General features: G+C 38.5%; 16 protein-coding genes and 1 riboswitch. Of the genes, 2 read left to right on the forward strand and 14 right to left on the reverse strand.

Annotation, left to right across the window (positions count from 1 at the left end; all coding sequences use genetic code 11):
* Positions 1-36 precede the first annotated feature (36 nt).
* Positions 37-735, reverse strand: coding sequence for a GntR family transcriptional regulator (locus HMPREF2887_RS08315; protein ID WP_021001683.1), 699 nt, complete (start codon positions 733-735; stop codon positions 37-39).
* A gap of 141 nt (positions 736-876) precedes the next feature.
* Here HMPREF2887_RS08315 and guaA point away from each other — a divergent pair, with 141 nt between their 5' ends.
* The gene (gene guaA, locus HMPREF2887_RS08320; protein WP_021001682.1) at positions 877-2436 is read left to right on the forward strand and encodes a glutamine-hydrolyzing GMP synthase; all 1560 of its coding nucleotides are present in this window, start codon (positions 877-879) and stop codon (positions 2434-2436) included.
* Positions 2437-2492: 56 nt separating this feature from the next.
* On the opposite strand, the gene HMPREF2887_RS08325 is transcribed toward guaA, so the two are convergent.
* The 8 genes from HMPREF2887_RS08325 to HMPREF2887_RS08360 all read right to left on the reverse strand — a co-directional run bounded on the left by HMPREF2887_RS08325 (position 2493) and on the right by HMPREF2887_RS08360 (position 9431).
* On the reverse strand, positions 2493-3338 hold the full coding sequence (locus HMPREF2887_RS08325; protein ID WP_021001681.1) for an alpha/beta hydrolase: 846 nt from the start codon (positions 3336-3338) through the stop codon (positions 2493-2495).
* Between the two features lie 113 nt (positions 3339-3451).
* Positions 3452-4054, reverse strand: a complete 603-nt coding sequence (locus HMPREF2887_RS08330) for a lysozyme family protein (RefSeq protein WP_084741048.1) — start codon at positions 4052-4054, stop codon at positions 3452-3454.
* Positions 4054-5028, reverse strand: a complete 975-nt coding sequence (locus HMPREF2887_RS08335; RefSeq protein WP_084741050.1) for a nucleoid-associated protein — start codon at positions 5026-5028, stop codon at positions 4054-4056. The genes HMPREF2887_RS08330 and HMPREF2887_RS08335 overlap by 1 nt, the downstream gene beginning before the upstream one ends.
* A 1-nt stretch (position 5029) precedes the next feature.
* Positions 5030-6286 (reverse strand): serine hydroxymethyltransferase, encoded by a 1257-nt coding sequence (gene glyA, locus HMPREF2887_RS08340; RefSeq protein WP_084741052.1) that lies wholly within the window; start codon positions 6284-6286, stop codon positions 5030-5032.
* Positions 6287-6335: 49 nt separating this feature from the next.
* On the reverse strand, positions 6336-6926 hold the full coding sequence (locus tag HMPREF2887_RS08345; protein ID WP_084741055.1) for an L-threonylcarbamoyladenylate synthase: 591 nt from the start codon (positions 6924-6926) through the stop codon (positions 6336-6338).
* The gene (gene prmC, locus HMPREF2887_RS08350; RefSeq protein ID WP_084741058.1) at positions 6919-7749 is read right to left on the reverse strand and encodes a peptide chain release factor N(5)-glutamine methyltransferase; all 831 of its coding nucleotides are present in this window, start codon (positions 7747-7749) and stop codon (positions 6919-6921) included. Before prmC ends, HMPREF2887_RS08345 begins: the two co-directional genes overlap by 8 nt.
* Positions 7749-8828 carry a peptide chain release factor 1 gene (gene prfA / locus HMPREF2887_RS08355; protein ID WP_021001676.1) on the reverse strand — a complete coding sequence of 360 codons (1080 nt, stop codon included), beginning with the start codon at positions 8826-8828 and terminating at the stop codon, positions 7749-7751. Before prfA ends, prmC begins: the two co-directional genes overlap by 1 nt.
* Positions 8829-8846: 18 nt before the next feature.
* A complete protein-coding gene (locus tag HMPREF2887_RS08360; protein WP_003024566.1) occupies positions 8847-9431 on the reverse strand; it encodes a thymidine kinase in 585 nt (194 codons plus the stop codon).
* Positions 9432-9534: 103 nt separating this feature from the next.
* Here HMPREF2887_RS08360 and HMPREF2887_RS08365 point away from each other — a divergent pair, with 103 nt between their 5' ends.
* A complete protein-coding gene (locus HMPREF2887_RS08365; protein WP_256381276.1) occupies positions 9535-9735 on the forward strand; it encodes a 4-oxalocrotonate tautomerase in 201 nt (66 codons plus the stop codon).
* A 79-nt stretch (positions 9736-9814) separates the two neighbouring features.
* Here HMPREF2887_RS08365 and HMPREF2887_RS08370 read toward each other — a convergent pair whose 3' ends face one another.
* The 5 genes from HMPREF2887_RS08370 to HMPREF2887_RS08390 all read right to left on the reverse strand — a co-directional run bounded on the left by HMPREF2887_RS08370 (position 9815) and on the right by HMPREF2887_RS08390 (position 16019).
* Entirely contained in the window at positions 9815-11152 is a 1338-nt protein-coding gene (locus HMPREF2887_RS08370) for an MATE family efflux transporter (RefSeq protein ID WP_003024570.1), read from the reverse strand.
* A gap of 99 nt (positions 11153-11251) precedes the next feature.
* Complete coding sequence (locus HMPREF2887_RS08375) at positions 11252-12517, reverse strand: nucleobase:cation symporter-2 family protein (protein WP_057489653.1); 1266 nt, start codon at positions 12515-12517, stop codon at positions 11252-11254.
* Positions 12517-13098 (reverse strand): xanthine phosphoribosyltransferase, encoded by a 582-nt coding sequence (locus HMPREF2887_RS08380; protein ID WP_021001673.1) that lies wholly within the window; start codon positions 13096-13098, stop codon positions 12517-12519. The genes HMPREF2887_RS08375 and HMPREF2887_RS08380 overlap by 1 nt, the downstream gene beginning before the upstream one ends.
* A gap of 99 nt (positions 13099-13197) precedes the next feature.
* Positions 13198-13293, reverse strand: a riboswitch (purine riboswitch).
* Positions 13289-14272 (reverse strand): GMP reductase, encoded by a 984-nt coding sequence (guaC, locus tag HMPREF2887_RS08385; RefSeq protein ID WP_021001672.1) that lies wholly within the window; start codon positions 14270-14272, stop codon positions 13289-13291. (Overlaps the previous riboswitch by 5 nt.)
* Before the next feature lie 190 nt (positions 14273-14462).
* The gene (locus HMPREF2887_RS08390; RefSeq protein ID WP_021001671.1) at positions 14463-16019 is read right to left on the reverse strand and encodes a ClC family H(+)/Cl(-) exchange transporter; all 1557 of its coding nucleotides are present in this window, start codon (positions 16017-16019) and stop codon (positions 14463-14465) included.
* Positions 16020-16300: the final 281 nt, after the last annotated feature.

The following is a 16300-nucleotide window of genomic DNA, read 5'->3' on the forward strand; positions in this document are numbered from 1 at the left end:
AAGGGTGTTTACGTATATTAAATTATGTAATTTAAATCAGTTATTTTCCAGATAAAATTCAAATCGTTCGCCGACATACTGACTTTTAACATATTCAAAAGCGGTGCAGTCGTCAAAATAAGAAATCTGTGTCAAAGCAAGAATGGCATGTCCTTTAGGAATTTCTAGATGATGTGCAATCTTTTCTTTGGCAAGACGAGCATAAATGGTCTGTTGAGATTTTCCGATTTTATAGCCATGTTCTTGTAAGGTTTGAAAAAAATGTTTCGTAATTTCTTCTTTATTAAAATTTTTGATGAATTTCTCTGGAATGGAAGCGACTTCGTAAACTACGGGGATATTATCCGCATACCGCACCCGCTCCATTCGGACAACGTTTTCCGTCTTCTCAATTCCTAATTTTTCGACCTCTTCTTTACTTGGCAGTGTTCGACGGTAAGAAATCAATTGACTTGAAGGTGTCTTGCCTTGGGATTTGATGATTTCTGTAAAGCTGGTTGTGCCGCGCATCTTTTCCTGAACCCGTGTACTGGCTACAAATGTACCGCTACCCATACGGCGCTCTAGCACTCCTTCTTCGACTAAAAGAGTGATTGCCTGACGAAGTGTCATGCGGCTAACCTCAAATTGTTCAGCTAAATCGCGCTCACTTGGCAGACGTTGCCCGATTTTCCAGATTTCCTCGTCAATTTCTTTTTTTATTTGATCGTGAATTTTAATATAAGCTGGAAGCATAGTAACCCCTTTCAAGAATGGTTTCCTCTCTTCATTGTATTATCAATTGAAATAAAAGTCAATCGCTACTTAATGTTATTGGAAAAAGTCTTTATTTTGTGTTAGAATAAACAAAGAAAAGTCTTTTAAGAAAGGGAAGAAATGACAACTACAACTGAATTGCAAGATGTCGAAAGAATTATTGTACTGGATTATGGGAGCCAATACAATCAGCTTATTTCACGCAGAATCCGCGAGATTGGTGTTTTTTCTGAGCTGAAAAGCAATAAAATCACAGCTGCTGAGGTTCGTGAGATAAATCCAGTCGGAATCATTTTGTCAGGTGGACCAAAGTCTGTATATGAAGCAGGAGCATTTGACATTGATCCTGAAATTTTAGAATTGGGTATTCCAATTTTGGGAATTTGCTATGGAATGCAGCTTTTGACTCACAAATTAGGTGGGAAAGTTGTACCTGCTGGAAATGCCGGAAACCGTGAGTACGGTCAATCCGAGCTCACTCATACTGTCTCTAAACTGTTTGCAGGAACTCCTGAAAAACAAATCGTTCTCATGAGTCACGGAGATGCTGTCACCGAAATTCCTCAAGGATTTGTACGTACTGGTACTTCTGCCGACTGTCCATTTGCAGCTATTGAGCAACCTGAAAAGCAGATTTATGGCATTCAATTTCACCCTGAAGTACGCCACTCTGTTTATGGGTATGATATTCTACGCAATTTTGCTTTGAATATTTGTGGCGCCAAAGGCGACTGGTCAATGGATAACTTTATTGAAATGCAAATTAAGCGAATTCGAGAAACGGTTGGCGATAAACGTGTTCTTCTCGGGCTTTCAGGCGGTGTTGATTCATCCGTTGTTGGCGTTCTCCTTCAAAAAGCTATCGGAGACCAGCTTATCTGCATCTTTGTAGATCATGGATTGCTCCGTAAGGGCGAAGCAGATCAAGTCATGGATTCCCTTGGAGGAAAATTCGGTCTGAATATCATCAAAGCAGACGCTGCCAAACGTTTCCTTGATAAATTAGCTGGTGTTTCTGATCCAGAGCAAAAGCGTAAAATCATCGGCAATGAATTTGTCTACGTCTTTGATGATGAAGCAAGTAAGCTGAAAGATGTAAAATTCCTCGCACAAGGAACACTTTACACAGATGTCATTGAGTCTGGTACAGATACTGCCCAAACAATCAAATCACACCATAACGTTGGTGGACTTCCTGAAGACATGCAGTTCAAGCTGATTGAACCTCTGAACACCCTCTACAAAGATGAAGTTCGCGCGCTTGGTACAGAACTTGGTATGCCAGATGAAATTGTTTGGCGTCAGCCATTCCCGGGTCCAGGACTTGCTATACGTGTCATGGGGGAAATTACAGAAGAAAAACTCACCACTGTACGTGAATCCGACGCCATTCTCCGCGAAGAAATTGTGAAAGCTGGACTCGATCGTGATATCTGGCAATACTTCACTGTAAATACTGGTGTTCGTTCAGTAGGTGTTATGGGTGATGGTCGAACTTATGATTATACCATTGCTATTCGTGCTATTACTTCTATTGATGGAATGACAGCAGATTTTGCTAAAGTCCCTTGGGAAGTACTACAAAAAATCTCTGTTCGTATCGTCAATGAAGTAGATCACGTCAACCGTATTGTCTACGATATCACCAGCAAACCACCAGCAACGGTTGAATGGGAATAAAAACAGAAAAAGCTAAACTTCTTATTTCTTGAAGTTTGGCTTTTAAATTTGTCAGTTTATTTTCCCCACAAAAATTGAATCAGTAGTTTATCTACTTCTGGGTTTTCATGTAATTGGCTATGTTGTGCTAGTTTGCCGGTAATTTTCTTTTCTTGATAAGATTTGGCATTGTCTGCAACTAAGTATTTCAAACTGCGAGATGAAGAATTTAAAACAGAACCGTCTGATCCATTTTTATAATCACCATAGATATTCAAAACGTCAATTTGATTTTGTGGGAATACTTCACGTAATGGTAATAATCTTTGGAAAGTTTGCGTGACTTGGTTTGGTTGACCTGTTGTTTTGTCAACTTTCACATCAGATGATAAGCCCATAGCTTCTAAACCGGCAGCGAAATTTGCGATATTCACTTGTTTTTGCAGCTGTGGCAAGTTCTCATCTTGAGCATGTTCTAAAAGATAATACAAAATCGACATATTCCCTAAAGAATGACCTACCATATTCATTTTTGTAAAGCCATACTTTTCCTGTAGATTGCTGACGACAGCTTTTGCATACCGTCCAACATCAATGGGATTGCGATTGTCTTCGTAATTCACTTCTACGATTGGATTGATAGCATCTTTGGGAATGTCTCCCCTTAACGTAACTGCACCATTTCTATCAACATTTGCTCGAATAACTGTTTTTGTTACTCCTTCTTTTTTTGCTGCATTCGTCATGTGTCGCTCAGCATTGGCACTACTTCCATAACCATGAAAGAATAGGGTTGGAGTAGTTGATTGCACATACTTCTTTTTGTCTAATTTACCGTCTGCTTCAACGTTGTAAAATAAAAAAGCAGAAATAGCAATCAGAACTGTTAAAAGTCCTGTAGTTAGGACCGCTTTTTTCGTCATTTTTATCGCTTCTTTCTGTGAGATATATTTTTAAGTATAACATGTAACGATATAAATAACAATTGATTTGTTTGAAAACCCCTAGTAGAAATAAGCTACTAGGGGTGATGTTATTAAAACCAATTCATCACTTTCATGATATACATATTCATCCGAACTTGACGAGAGTAATAGAAATTTCCTCCATTGATATAGAGTTTAGAACCATGTAAGAGTGCAATGGGATGATAATAAGAATATGTCTTTCCAGTCACGTTTCCTAAACTTGGTGCAACAATATTTTTGGAATATTTTTTTGCCAAATCAAGGGTATTTTCGCCACCGTGTTTTGCAATGTAATCAATGTAAGCTCGACCAAAGTTATAGGCTTGTACAGCGGTCCAAACATCTACTTTCTTTTCTTGAGCTACATTTAAATTAGTGGATAACGTTTGAACACCTTGGCGAATGCTTTCTTTATTATTTAAAATAGAGTTTTTCTGACCTGTCGCACTCTCGCTAGATTGCATGACATCAGAAACCTTTCCTTTTGTTTCAGTATAAATCATAGCAAGGACAAGTTCTTCATTGGCTGCAGTATCTTGCTCGTCTAGCACTTCTCTCACTAAGCTACGGTAGGTCATCACTTGCTTGACATCATGATGAACTTGAACAAGCTTGTAACCAACAAAGATTAAAAGAATGAGAAGGATCAATTTTCTAAGAATTTTAAACATTATTTACTTTGGATATCTTCTATGTTTTTGATGAGAATGGAATAGGTTCCATTCTCGTTTTGTATGAATTCTACAGATTCTGCATCTTGATAGATGTTATTGGGGACAATGAGTTCAATCCCATTTGAAAGAGAGAGCTTTTGGTTTTCAAATTTTTTCTTCTGACGACTACTATCAATTTCTTCAAATTTAACAGTTTCTGGAATTGTTTCCTTAACCTGATCAATAAAAGTCAAACGAGCTGTCAGATTGTTATCAAATAAGTCATCTGCTAATTTTTCTGGAGACAATTCATCATTTTCTTCTAAATTTTTGAAAATAGACGATTTAACCTTGGATTGAAATTGAAAATCATCCTGATGAAAGCTCTCTGCAACTTTTTGAGCCGTTTTTTCTAAGGCTTTAATAGATTTCTTGGGAGAAATTTCAGGATGGACTTGTAATAGATTATCAGAAAAATAATTGAGAAAAGCACCATTGTATTTAATCCGTTTTTCAATCAAATGGTATTTACGCGATTGAAGATTGATGACCAAGGCTTCATCAGCGCCTGTACCAAATCCCGGCAAGTTGTTCTGGGTAATCTTGATAGGATTGTCTACTTCTCCACCTAAATGGGTGAGGGTTTCCCGCAGAGCGATACGCAAAAAAGCAAAATGCTCTACTCCTTCCTTGTCAAATTGAACAAAAATCAAATCGTTGGTTTTCTGATTTTCGCTCACCGAAAACTCCTCTTTCCAGAGGTTGGCAATACTGATAGAGGTTTCTAAAAGGTCTTTTGTTATATGTGATAAAAAGACATTATCTTCGGTAAAAATGCCCGTTTTGGCCTCATCTGAATAGACACGTTCAATCTTCTTGCGAAGATATTCTTCAATTTTTGGAGTAATATTAAGATATTTATCTGCTAAAAGAAGGTCGGTGTCTGATGGACTAAATTGATGAATAATAGCTTTTTTTACGTAAATGTCCATTTCAGTCCTCATATAGTGGAAAGGCATCGGTCAATTCTTTAACTTCTGCACGGACTTGCTCTAAAACAGCTTCGTTGTTTGCATTCTCTAAAGTTTTGATGATCAATTCTGCTACTTTAGTACTTTCAGCTACCCCAAAGCCACGAGCTGCAATAGCTGCAGTTCCAATACGAATGCCACTTGTTTTAAATGGAGATAAGGTTTCATAAGGGATAGAGTTTTTGTTGAGAGTGATATGGACATCATCCAAAAGGTTTTGAGCGATTTTTCCATTTTCAACGACTTTGGTCACATCCACAAGGAAAAGGTGATTCTCCGTACCGCCTGAAATAACACGGAAATTACCATGTTGTTGGAATACTTGAACCATTGCCTTAGCGTTATCCAAAATTTGCTGAGTATAAACTTTGAAATCTGGATCCAATACTTCTTTGAAAGCAGCTGCTTTAGCTGCCACGACATGCTCTAGCGGTCCTCCTTGAATTCCTGGGAAAATTGCGGAATTAATCTTTTTCGCCAACTCTTCATCATTGGTCAAAATTAAGCCGCCACGAGGTCCTCGAAGGGTTTTATGAGTGGTAGTTGTCGTAATATGTGCATACGGTACTGGACTTGGATGCAAACCAGCAGCAACTAAACCGGCAATATGAGCCATGTCTACCATGAGTTTGGCTCCGACAGTATCTGCAATTTCACGAAATTTAGCAAAATCAATAATATGTGAATAGGCAGAAGCACCTGCAACAATCAATTTAGGTTTGACTTCTTTAGCCTGCGCCAAAATAGCATCAAAGTCTAAAAGTTCCGTTTCAGGATCGACATTATAAGGCACAAAGTTATAGGTTTTCCCAGAGAAGCTAACAGCTGCGCCATGTGTCAAATGTCCGCCTGCTGCAAGATCCATTCCCATTACTGTATCACCTGGATCAATTAAGGCCATATAAGCCGCACAATTCGCCTGACTGCCTGAGTGGGGTTGAACATTGGCAAATTTTGCTCCAAAAATTTCTTTAGCACGTTCAATTGCTAATGTCTCAATCACATCCACAACGTCCGTACCACCATAATAGCGACGACCTGGATAACCTTCGGCATATTTATTGGTTAAAATAGAACCTTGTGCTGCCATAACAGCTTTTGAAACAACGTTTTCTGAAGCAATCAATTCAATATTGTTTTGCTGACGTTTTTCTTCTGCAGCAATGGCTTCCCAAAGCTCAGCGTCATATTCTTTATAGTCTTTATGGTTAAAAATCATAAGAGTCTCCCTTCTCTTAAAGCGGGGCTAAAACCTATTTAGTCAAGGTTTAGAAGTGAATTTCTGGAATTTTAGTGAGAATTTCTTCGCAAGTGACAGCACCTTGGCGTAGAATATATGCTGTTTCACCAGATAAATCCAAAATAGTTGAATCCTGTCCTGTTAGAAAAGCATCATCTTCTATACCAAGAACTTCGTGATTGAAATCGGTCATAATTTGCTGGAAGTTTACTCCGCTACTCTTTCCAGATAAATTTGCGGACGGACCAATGAGAGGTCCAAATTTTCTAATCAAGTCCAATGTTTTAGGATGACTAGGGACACGAAAACCAATTGTTTTCATACCTGAATTTACCCAAATCGGAACTTGTTCATTAGCTTGTAAAATAATGGTCAAAGGACCGGGTAAAAAGGCTTGATAGAGCTTTTTTAAATACTGAGGCTGATGTTTGGAAAATTGATAAATTTCTTCTAAGCTTGAAACATTTAAATTCAAGGCCTTTTCGCGAGGTCTACCTTTTAAGTCATAGACATGACTGACGGCCTGCTCGTCCAGTGCCTTACAAAATAAACCATATACAGTCTCTGTTGGCAGCACGACCGCTCCTCCGCTGCTCAGTATTTCCTCAATTTTATCCATTATCTACCACTACCATTCTATCTTTTCCGAATTGATCTTGCAAGACGCGAATTCTCATTTTTGGAAATGCAGACTCAAATAATTTTTTTACATGTTCCCCTTGCTTGTAGCCAATTTCGAGATAGATTTTACCTTTTTCTGTCAAACGTTTTTGGGCGTTCTCAGCAATTTTTCGATAAACAGCATACCCGTCTTCTTCAGCAAAAAGAGCAAGATGAGGTTCTGAAGCAAGGACATTTAGTCCTACTTCTTCTCTGTCCGTCTCTGAAATATAGGGCGGATTGGATACAATAATATCATACTTTCCTGTAATCGCCTGAAAGCAATCAGACTGAACAAAATCAATCACTACATCAATTGCTTCCGCATTTTCTTGCGCCAAATCCAGAGCATCTTGGGAAATGTCGGAAGCCGTGACCTGCCAATTCGCACGCTCAGCAGCCAAAGATAGAGCAATTGCTCCACTTCCAGTGCCAATATCCAAAACTTTCAGACTGCTATTTTGATTTTCAGACAAGATAAGGTTGACCAATTCTTCGGTTTCTGGTCGGGGAATTAGCACTCGTTCATCTACTTTGAACGAATGTCCATGAAATGCTGCGTTCCCAATAATGTATTGGGCAGGTTTATGAACCAATAATTGAGATTGAATCTTTTTCAGTAATTCTATATCATCTGCTGTTGCTTCTGCTTGCATTTTCAGCACAAATTGGGTGAAGGATAAGTTTCTCAAAGACCGAAAGGTAAAGGAGAGGCTTTCAGCTTCTTCGCCAACTGCTTCAAGCTGTTTTTCCATTTCAGCAAGAATTTGAGCTAATTTCATTATTTATTCAATTCTTCTAGTTTTTGTGTTTGGTCATACAATACCAAGGCGTCCACGATTTCATCTAATTTTCCAGCTAAAATCGTATCTAGCTTTTGCAGCGTTAAACCAATACGGTGATCTGTCACACGATTTTGTGGAAAATTATAGGTACGAATCCGCTCCGATCGGTCTCCAGTACCAATAGTTGATTTCCGCTCGGCATCTTGCTCGTCTTGCGCAATTTGCGCAAAATGATCCGCTACACGCGCACGGATGATCTTCATAGCTTTGTCGCGATTCTTTTGTTGGGTTCGTTCTTCCTGCATTTCAACCTTAATATTTGTCGGCAAATGAACGATCCGAACGGCTGTTGCAACTTTGTTGACATTCTGACCGCCAGCACCAGAAGCGTGATAAATGTCAATCCGAAGATCTTTTGGATCAATATCATATTCCACTTCTTCAACTTCAGGCATGACTAAGACTGTTGCTGTCGAAGTGTGAACTCGTCCTTGACTTTCTGTCACTGGGACACGCTGTACACGATGAGCACCTGATTCGTATTTTAGTTTGGAATAAACGGATTGACCAGAAACCATCGCTACTACTTCTTTGAAGCCACCGACTCCATTCATAGAGGCTTCCATAACCTCGAATTTCCAGCCTTGCGATTCGGCGTATTTTTGATACATTGTCAGAAGATCACCGGCAAAGAGCGAGGCTTCGTCACCTCCTGCTGCACCACGAATTTCTAAGATGATATTTTTATCGTCGTTTGGATCTTTTGGTAAAAGAAGAATTTTCAATTTTTCCTCGTATTCTTCTTTTTCAGCTTTTGCGTCTTTGAGCTCTTGCTTTGCCATTTCTTCCAAATCAGTATCGCCAGAAGCGCCTTTGATCATTTCCTCAGCATCTGTGATGTTTTGGAGCACCCTTTTATATTCACGATAAGTTGCTACCGTATCGCGTGTACTCGCTTCTTCTTTGGACAATTCCATAAAACGCTTGGTGTCACTAACAACATCTGGGTCACTCAGAAGTTCTCCCAACTCTTCATAGCGATCTTCAACGGCTTGTAGTTGTTCATAAATATTCATCGTTTGCTACACCTCTCCTTAACTCTTCATTTCGTCAATTTCTGGCTTAAAATAATGCTTCCGACAGACAGGAATATATGTTTCATTCCCACCGATTTGAATTTGCTCACCTTCATAGACCGGCTTACCATTCGTTGTTCTTAATACCATGGTTGCTTTTTTGGAGCAAAATTGACAAATTGTTTTAATCTCATCAATTTTATCTGCTAGAAGCAAGAGATATTTCGAGCCTTCAAATAACTCATTGCGAAAATCATTTTTCAAACCAAAAGCCATAACTGGTACGTTTAATTCGTCAACTACCCTCGCTAAGTCATAGACATGACGACGAGATAGAAACTGCGCTTCATCAATCAATACACAATAAGGCTTTTCGGGCATTTCCTGAATAAAGTGGAAAATATCAGTATCTTCTGCTATTGCAATTGCTTTTCGCTTCATTCCGATACGACTAGAAACAACGCCAAAACCGTCACGTGTATCAAGTGCGCTCGTCATAATGACAACACCTTTGCCTTGTTCTTCATAGTTGTGTGCTACTTTTAAAATTTCGATTGTTTTGCCCGAATTCATCGTGCCATATTTATAATACAACTGAGCCATTTTCTTTAATTCGTTCCAAATTCTCCAATTTTTAATACTTCTTATTTTACCACATTCTGACACGCTTTAAAACCTAATTTGTGATAAAATAAAAATATCAAAAATAAAAAGGAGAAACCATATGCCATTTGTCAGAATTGATTTATTTGAAGGACGCACGTTAGAACAAAAGAAAGCTCTTGCAAAAGAAGTTACTGCTGCTATCGTGAAAAATACTGGCGCGCCACAATCTGCTGTTCATGTCATCATCAACGACATGCCAGAAGGGACTTATTTCCCACAAGGTGAAATGCGTACAAAATAACAAAAAAAAGAATCTTGGATAAAAATCTGAGATTCTTTTTTAATTCAGAATGATAAATGATGTAGATGCAACATTTAAGCTAATTTCGTTTTTGAATATGATTAAGACGAAGTTGGTATAAAATGCCACTAACGACCAGACTAGAGATTAAACCAATCCAATAAGCAAAGGGACCTAAATTTGTCGTGTGATCCAATAGTAACCCAACTGGTAGCGACACCCCCCAATAGCCAATCAATCCCAAATAAAATGGCACTTTTGTATCCTTATAACCACGTAAAATTCCTTGAAGAGGCGCTGCGAAAGTATCTGCTAATTGAAAAAACAAACTATAAGTTAAGAAAACCGATGTCAGACGAATGAATTCTTTGTTGGTTCCATATAATGAAGCGACTTGATAACGGAAAAGATATAAAAATGTCAGCGTGAAAACAGCGAACCCAAGCGCAGTCAATCTTCCCAAAACACAATATTTTCTGACATAGTCTAGACGCTTTGCGCCAATTTCGTAAGAAACGATAATCGCCATAGCATTAGAAATGCTCATAGGAAAAGCATACATAAGATTGGAAAAACTAATAGCAGATTGGTGGCTGGCAATGATTAACGAAGAAAACTTAGCCATAAGCAAACCTACGACTGAAAATATCACAACTTCTGCAAAGACAGTTCCGCCAATAGGAAAACCGAGACGAATCCCTTCCAGCAACTCTTTTTTGTCTAAAGGACGAATTTTCCATAATTGATATTTTTTTATTCTAGGATGTCTTTTGGCAACTACCACCGAAAGGACTAACAGCACCCAGTAAGCCAACGAAGTCCCTAGCCCCGCTCCTGATCCACCCATTTCTGGGAAGCCAAATGCTCCATAAATTAAAATGTAGTTAAAACTGGCATTCAACGGTAGCAAGAGCAACATAAGATACATGGATAATCTTGTCAATCCTAATGCATCTAATAAAGAGCGTACAACACTAAATAAAAGCAAAGGGATAATACCAAATGCCAAATACCAGAGGTAGTGTATAGAGACTTCTGCTACTAATGGTTCTAATCCAATATTGGACAAAACAAGCGGTGCACCTAGAAAAACGAGCCCAAACAAGAGAAGAGACAAGCCGAGAGATAAATAAATAAACTGATAAAAATCAGAAGCGATTTTTTCTTCCTGTTTTTGTCCTAGATGATGTCCAATAATCGGAACCAAGGCTGAGACAATACCAGTCAAAAAAGTAAAAAACGGACTCCATAAGCTAGTCGCCATTGAAACTCCCGCCAAATGCAACGTATGGTATTGCCCTGTCATGGTTGTATCCACAAACGAGGCTGAAAAATTGGCCAGTTGATAAATCAAAATTGGCAAAAAAATCGAGATAAATAAGGTCATTCTTTCTTTTAAATTGCGAGCTTGGTACATACAATCTCCTCAAACAATACTTTCTCTCTTAACTATACTATAAGCACTTAGAATAGTCAAAAAAGCTAGGAGGAAATCCTCCCAGCCTCTTGCCGAGCTTTATCTCTTCTCACGATTTAAAATAAGATTCAATACAATCGCAATGACGCTCGCCATAACAATTCCATTTGAGAAAAACATTTGCAAGCCAGTTGGCAAACTGTTAAAAAGATTGCTTCCATTTAGGCCGACTCCTGCGGAAATAGATACAGCGGCAATCAAGAAATGGTGTTCATTGTGTTCAAAATCAACTCGCGCTAGCATTTGCATTCCCTGAACAGAAACAAAACCAAACATGACAAGCATAGCACCACCGAGTACAGGACTTGGGATGATTTGTGCCAAAGCTCCGAATTTCGGTACCAATCCTAACAAGACTAAGAATCCTGCTGCATAATAGATTGGGAGCCGTGTTTTAATTCCAGAAAGTTTGACCAAACCAACATTTTGTGAAAATCCTGTATAAGGGAAAGTGTTAAAAATACCGCCAAGAAGCACTGCAAGTCCTTCTGCACGATAACCATTTCGCAGACGAATGCTATCTAACTTTTCGTTTGTAATATCTGAAAGTGCAAAATAAACACCTGTTGATTCTACCAAAGAAACTGTTGCGATAATACACATCATGACGATGGATGAAAGTTCAAACTTAGGTATTCCAAAATAAAACGGTGTCGGAACATGTACAAGAGGAGCTTGAGTTACTGGCGCAAAATCTATTAAGCCCATAAAGCTGGCAATAATCGTTCCAATAATTAAGCCAATCAGAATGGAAATGGATTTTAGAAAGCCTTTCGCAAAGATATTTACTAACAGTATAATTAAAATCGTGACAACAGCCAACAGCAAACTTTGTGCAGTTGGTTTTTCACTATTATTCCCCATATTGCCAATCGCAACAGGAATAAGTGTCAAACCAATAGTTGTAATCACTGAGCCCGTCACAATTGGTGGAAAGAAATTAGCAATTTTAGAAAAAATGCCTGCAATCAAAAGAACGTAGATACCGGAAACGATGAGCGCTCCAAACATAGCTCCGCTTCCATGTTTTTGACCAATCATAATCAGAGGTGCAACCGATTGAAAAGCAACTCCAAGTACGACTGGCAGGCCAATTCCGAAATATTTATTGAGTTGCAATTGCAAAAACGTTGCCACACCACACATAAAAATATCTGTGGAGATGAGATAGGTCAACTGTTGGCTCGAATAACCTAGCGCACCAGCAATCATAATGGGTACAAGGATTGACCCAGAGTACATTGCTAATAAGTGCTGCAAACCTAAGACAGCTGCCTGTGAATGTTTTTCTTCTTTCAGTTCCATTATGCATCAGCCTCCATAAATACAACTTTTCCATTTTCAAATTTTTGAATACGAGCCAACGAAACGACTTTTCGCTTATCTTCTTCTAGCAACTTTCTTCCTTCTTGGAATGATTTTTCAATCACAATACCAATCGCTTCCACATGGGCACCTGATTGTTCAATGATATTAACAAGCCCTTTAGCTGCTTGCCCATTTGCTAGAAAATCATCGACAATAAGCACTTTATCATGATGATTTAAAAATTTCCCTGCAATTGAGACCGTACTTGTCACTTGTTTGGTAAAAGAATAGACCTCTGTCGTCAAAATATCTTCCGTCATAGTAATGTTTTTTGACTTTTTCGCAAAAATCATCGGAACGCCCAATGCTTCTGCTGTATAAATAGCAGGTGCGATGCCAGATGCTTCAATTGTCACAACTTTTGTAATACCAGCCGAGCGAAAATAGGTTGCAAACACTTTACCAATTTCTTTCATCAAGTTGAAATCGACTTGGTGAGTCAGAAATGAATCCACTTTTAAAATATTTTCTCCTAAAACATTTCCATCTTTTAGGATACGTTCTTCTAATAATTTCATAAAATCTCCTTTTAGAAAAAACAAAAGGCTTGCCAAAAGCAAGCCTAAAACAATTGGTTACCCAACTGAATACAAAATTCCTTGCTAAAAACATAGCAGGAAAGTTGAAGACTTACTTATTGTTAGACATTAGGTGCCTTGTAGAAACATTACGCCAAATTCGTAATATAAATAAGTAATTATTTTATTATTAATGCGCATCACCGTTCCAAATAGAATTTTTCACAATGACGTAATCTACGTGCTTAAGACCAGCTAAGTCTCTTCCGCCAGCATAGGAAATAGCACTTTGCAAATCCTGCTCCATTTCAACCAAAGTGTCAGCTAAATGTCCTTTAACCGGTAAAAGAATTTTCTTTCCTTCCACATTCTTATACGTACCCTTTTGGTACTCTGAAGCCGAACCATAATACTCCTTGAATTGTTCACCGTCTACTTCGACCGTTTGACCTGGGCTTTCGATATGACCTGCGAATAGGGAACCAATCATCACCATGGTAGCACCAAAGCGAATAGATTTGGCAATGTCGCCATGCGTACGAATACCACCGTCCGCAATAATCGGTTTGCGAGCAGCTTTTGCACACCAACGAAGAGCCGCTAATTGCCAGCCACCTGTACCAAAACCAGTTTTTACTTTTGTGATACAAACTTTCCCTGGCCCAATACCAACTTTGGTTGCATCTGCTCCAGCATTTTCCAGCTCACGAACAGCTTCTGGTGTCCCGACATTTCCTGCAATCACGAAAGTATCAGGGAGTTCTTTTTTGATGTGCTGAATCATATCAATCACACTATCTGAATGCCCATGCGCAATATCAATCGTGATGTATTCTGGAGCATCTTCTTTCAACTGGCTAACAAAATCATATTCATAATCTTTCACACCAACCGAAATAGACGCAATCAGTCCTTGCTCATGCATACGCTTGACGAAAGGAATGCGGCCAGCTTCGTCAAAACGGTGCATGATGTAGAAATAGCCACTTTTCGCCAATTTTTCTGCTACATCTTCATCCAGAATTGTTTGCATGTTAGCTGGAACAACAGGAAGTTTAAAAGTATGATTCCCAAAAGTAACTGTCGTATCTGCTTCTGAGCGGCTTTTGATGATACATTTATTCGGAATCAATTGGATATCTTCATAGTCAAAAATAGGAAATTCGTTCAGCATATCATTCTCCTTTAATTTTATGCTAAAAATGACCTACCTATGCTTTCGCATCGCTACGTCTTTCCTGACGTTTCCTTTAGTATTATAACACAAGGTACAGAAATTACAATATAATGACGTATAATATTTTTTATCATTCGGAAATTGCGAGTTGTTCTTTCAGATTCTAAAAAAAAGAGGTCTCCCTCTTTTACAAGAGTAAATCTTTAATGCGTCCAATATCTGATTTTTTCAATACCACATAAATCATATCTCCTAGATACAGGCGCGTGCTGCCATTCACTGTTTGGTTCTTTCCGTTGTGGTGTTGCATGGTAATTAGAATATCTCTTGGCAACTCCAACTCATGAACTTGCTTGCCGGCTATTTTTTCAGAGACAGGAATTTCGATAAGGGTTGTCTCTCCGTCATCTGCCACACTATCTGGAAGCATTCGCTCTAGCATAGCTTCATACACAGGTGCTCCGCCTAATAAATCCATTACAACATATGCCACTAAAGTCACTAAACCAAGAGGCATGAGGTTTCGTATATCTCCAACCATCTCAGTCACCAAGATAATTGCTGTCAATGGAGCTTTAGAAATTGCACCAAAGTAGCCGCTCATACCTAAAATAATAAAAATAGGAAATTGCTCTTGTGTTGCAAAGCCTAATTGCACACAAACGACACCAACAATTGCTCCCAAAAGAGAGCCAAGAGCTAAAATGGGGAGAAAAATACCACCAGGAAGCCCACTACCATAACTAATCATACTCCAGATAAAGCGAATAACGAAAAACATCACTAATGTTAATAGCAGATAGTGTTGACTGGTTAAAGAGAGAACCAGTTGATTGCCACCGCCTAAAAGCTGTAGAAGGAAATATCCTACTGGCAAAATGAAAATAAAAGCTATAATAGGATAATATTGCGGAGAAAGGTGCAAAACTTCTCCAATCATATCATAAATGCGAGGCATAGCTAAAACAACTTTTTCATATAAAAATCCTGAAAAACCAAGAAAAATTCCTAACAACAAATAAAGCCAGTATTGCCCTAGTCCCATCAGAGGAATATTATCTGGCATATTTAATACAGGGGTCATTCCAAAAATCATAAGTGAAACAAAATTCGCCGTTAAACTTGCCGCCAAAGACGAGACCCAAAAGAAACGCGAAAAATGATGATAGACTTCCTCAATAACAAACAGTAATCCCGCAATCGGAGCATTAAAAGCTGCTGCCAGCCCTGCTGCCGCTCCACTAGCAATCAAAGAACGCTCTTCCACAGGGCTTAAATGAAGATGTTTGGCAATTCCTTTTCCACCCATTGCTCCCAGCTGGATACTTGGACCTTCACGTCCTAACATTAAGCCACTTGCAATGGCTAAAACACCCAGAATATATTTTTTCCAGAGAACGCTCCACCATGATAAGCTCATCAGACCTTTCAGCTCTGCTTCTACTTGCGGAATTCCAGAACCTTTAATATCCTTTTCCGAGAGCGTTAACTTTGCACTTATCCAAATCACGCAAGCATAAAATAACAGAATAAAAGCAAACCAAATCATACTATCATGCCCTTGCTGATAGAAATGTTGAACAATATGAAATCCCTTTTCAATCAAAAAACGAAAAGAACCGACAATTGCACCTACAATAATCCCGACTAAAATTCCTCTTGAAACTTGCAGAATAACCGAACTAGATGTAAACGCAAATTCTTTCTTGGTATTTGATGTTCCCTTTTCTGTCTGAACAGACATCATTACCTCCCAATATGTTCTCCTTCTATTTTAGCATAATTTTTCTTATTGCTTATAGAAATTATTTTAGAAAATGAAGTCTAGAGAAAAAATCAAACCAGCTTCATGCGAAACTGGTTTATGATAATATCCTTATTAAATCTCTACACTGTTTATTTGCTGATCATTAATTGTATAACAATTACGATAAATCTTCGCTTTCTTCTTGTTTTTTACTATAAATGAGATTAAATAAATCTCTTTTTAAGCTGTCTAACTGCTAAGGTATAGAAGACAAAAAT

Source organism: Streptococcus sp. HMSC071H03, from assembly GCF_001813035.1.
Lineage (GTDB): Bacteria > Bacillota > Bacilli > Lactobacillales > Streptococcaceae > Streptococcus > Streptococcus anginosus.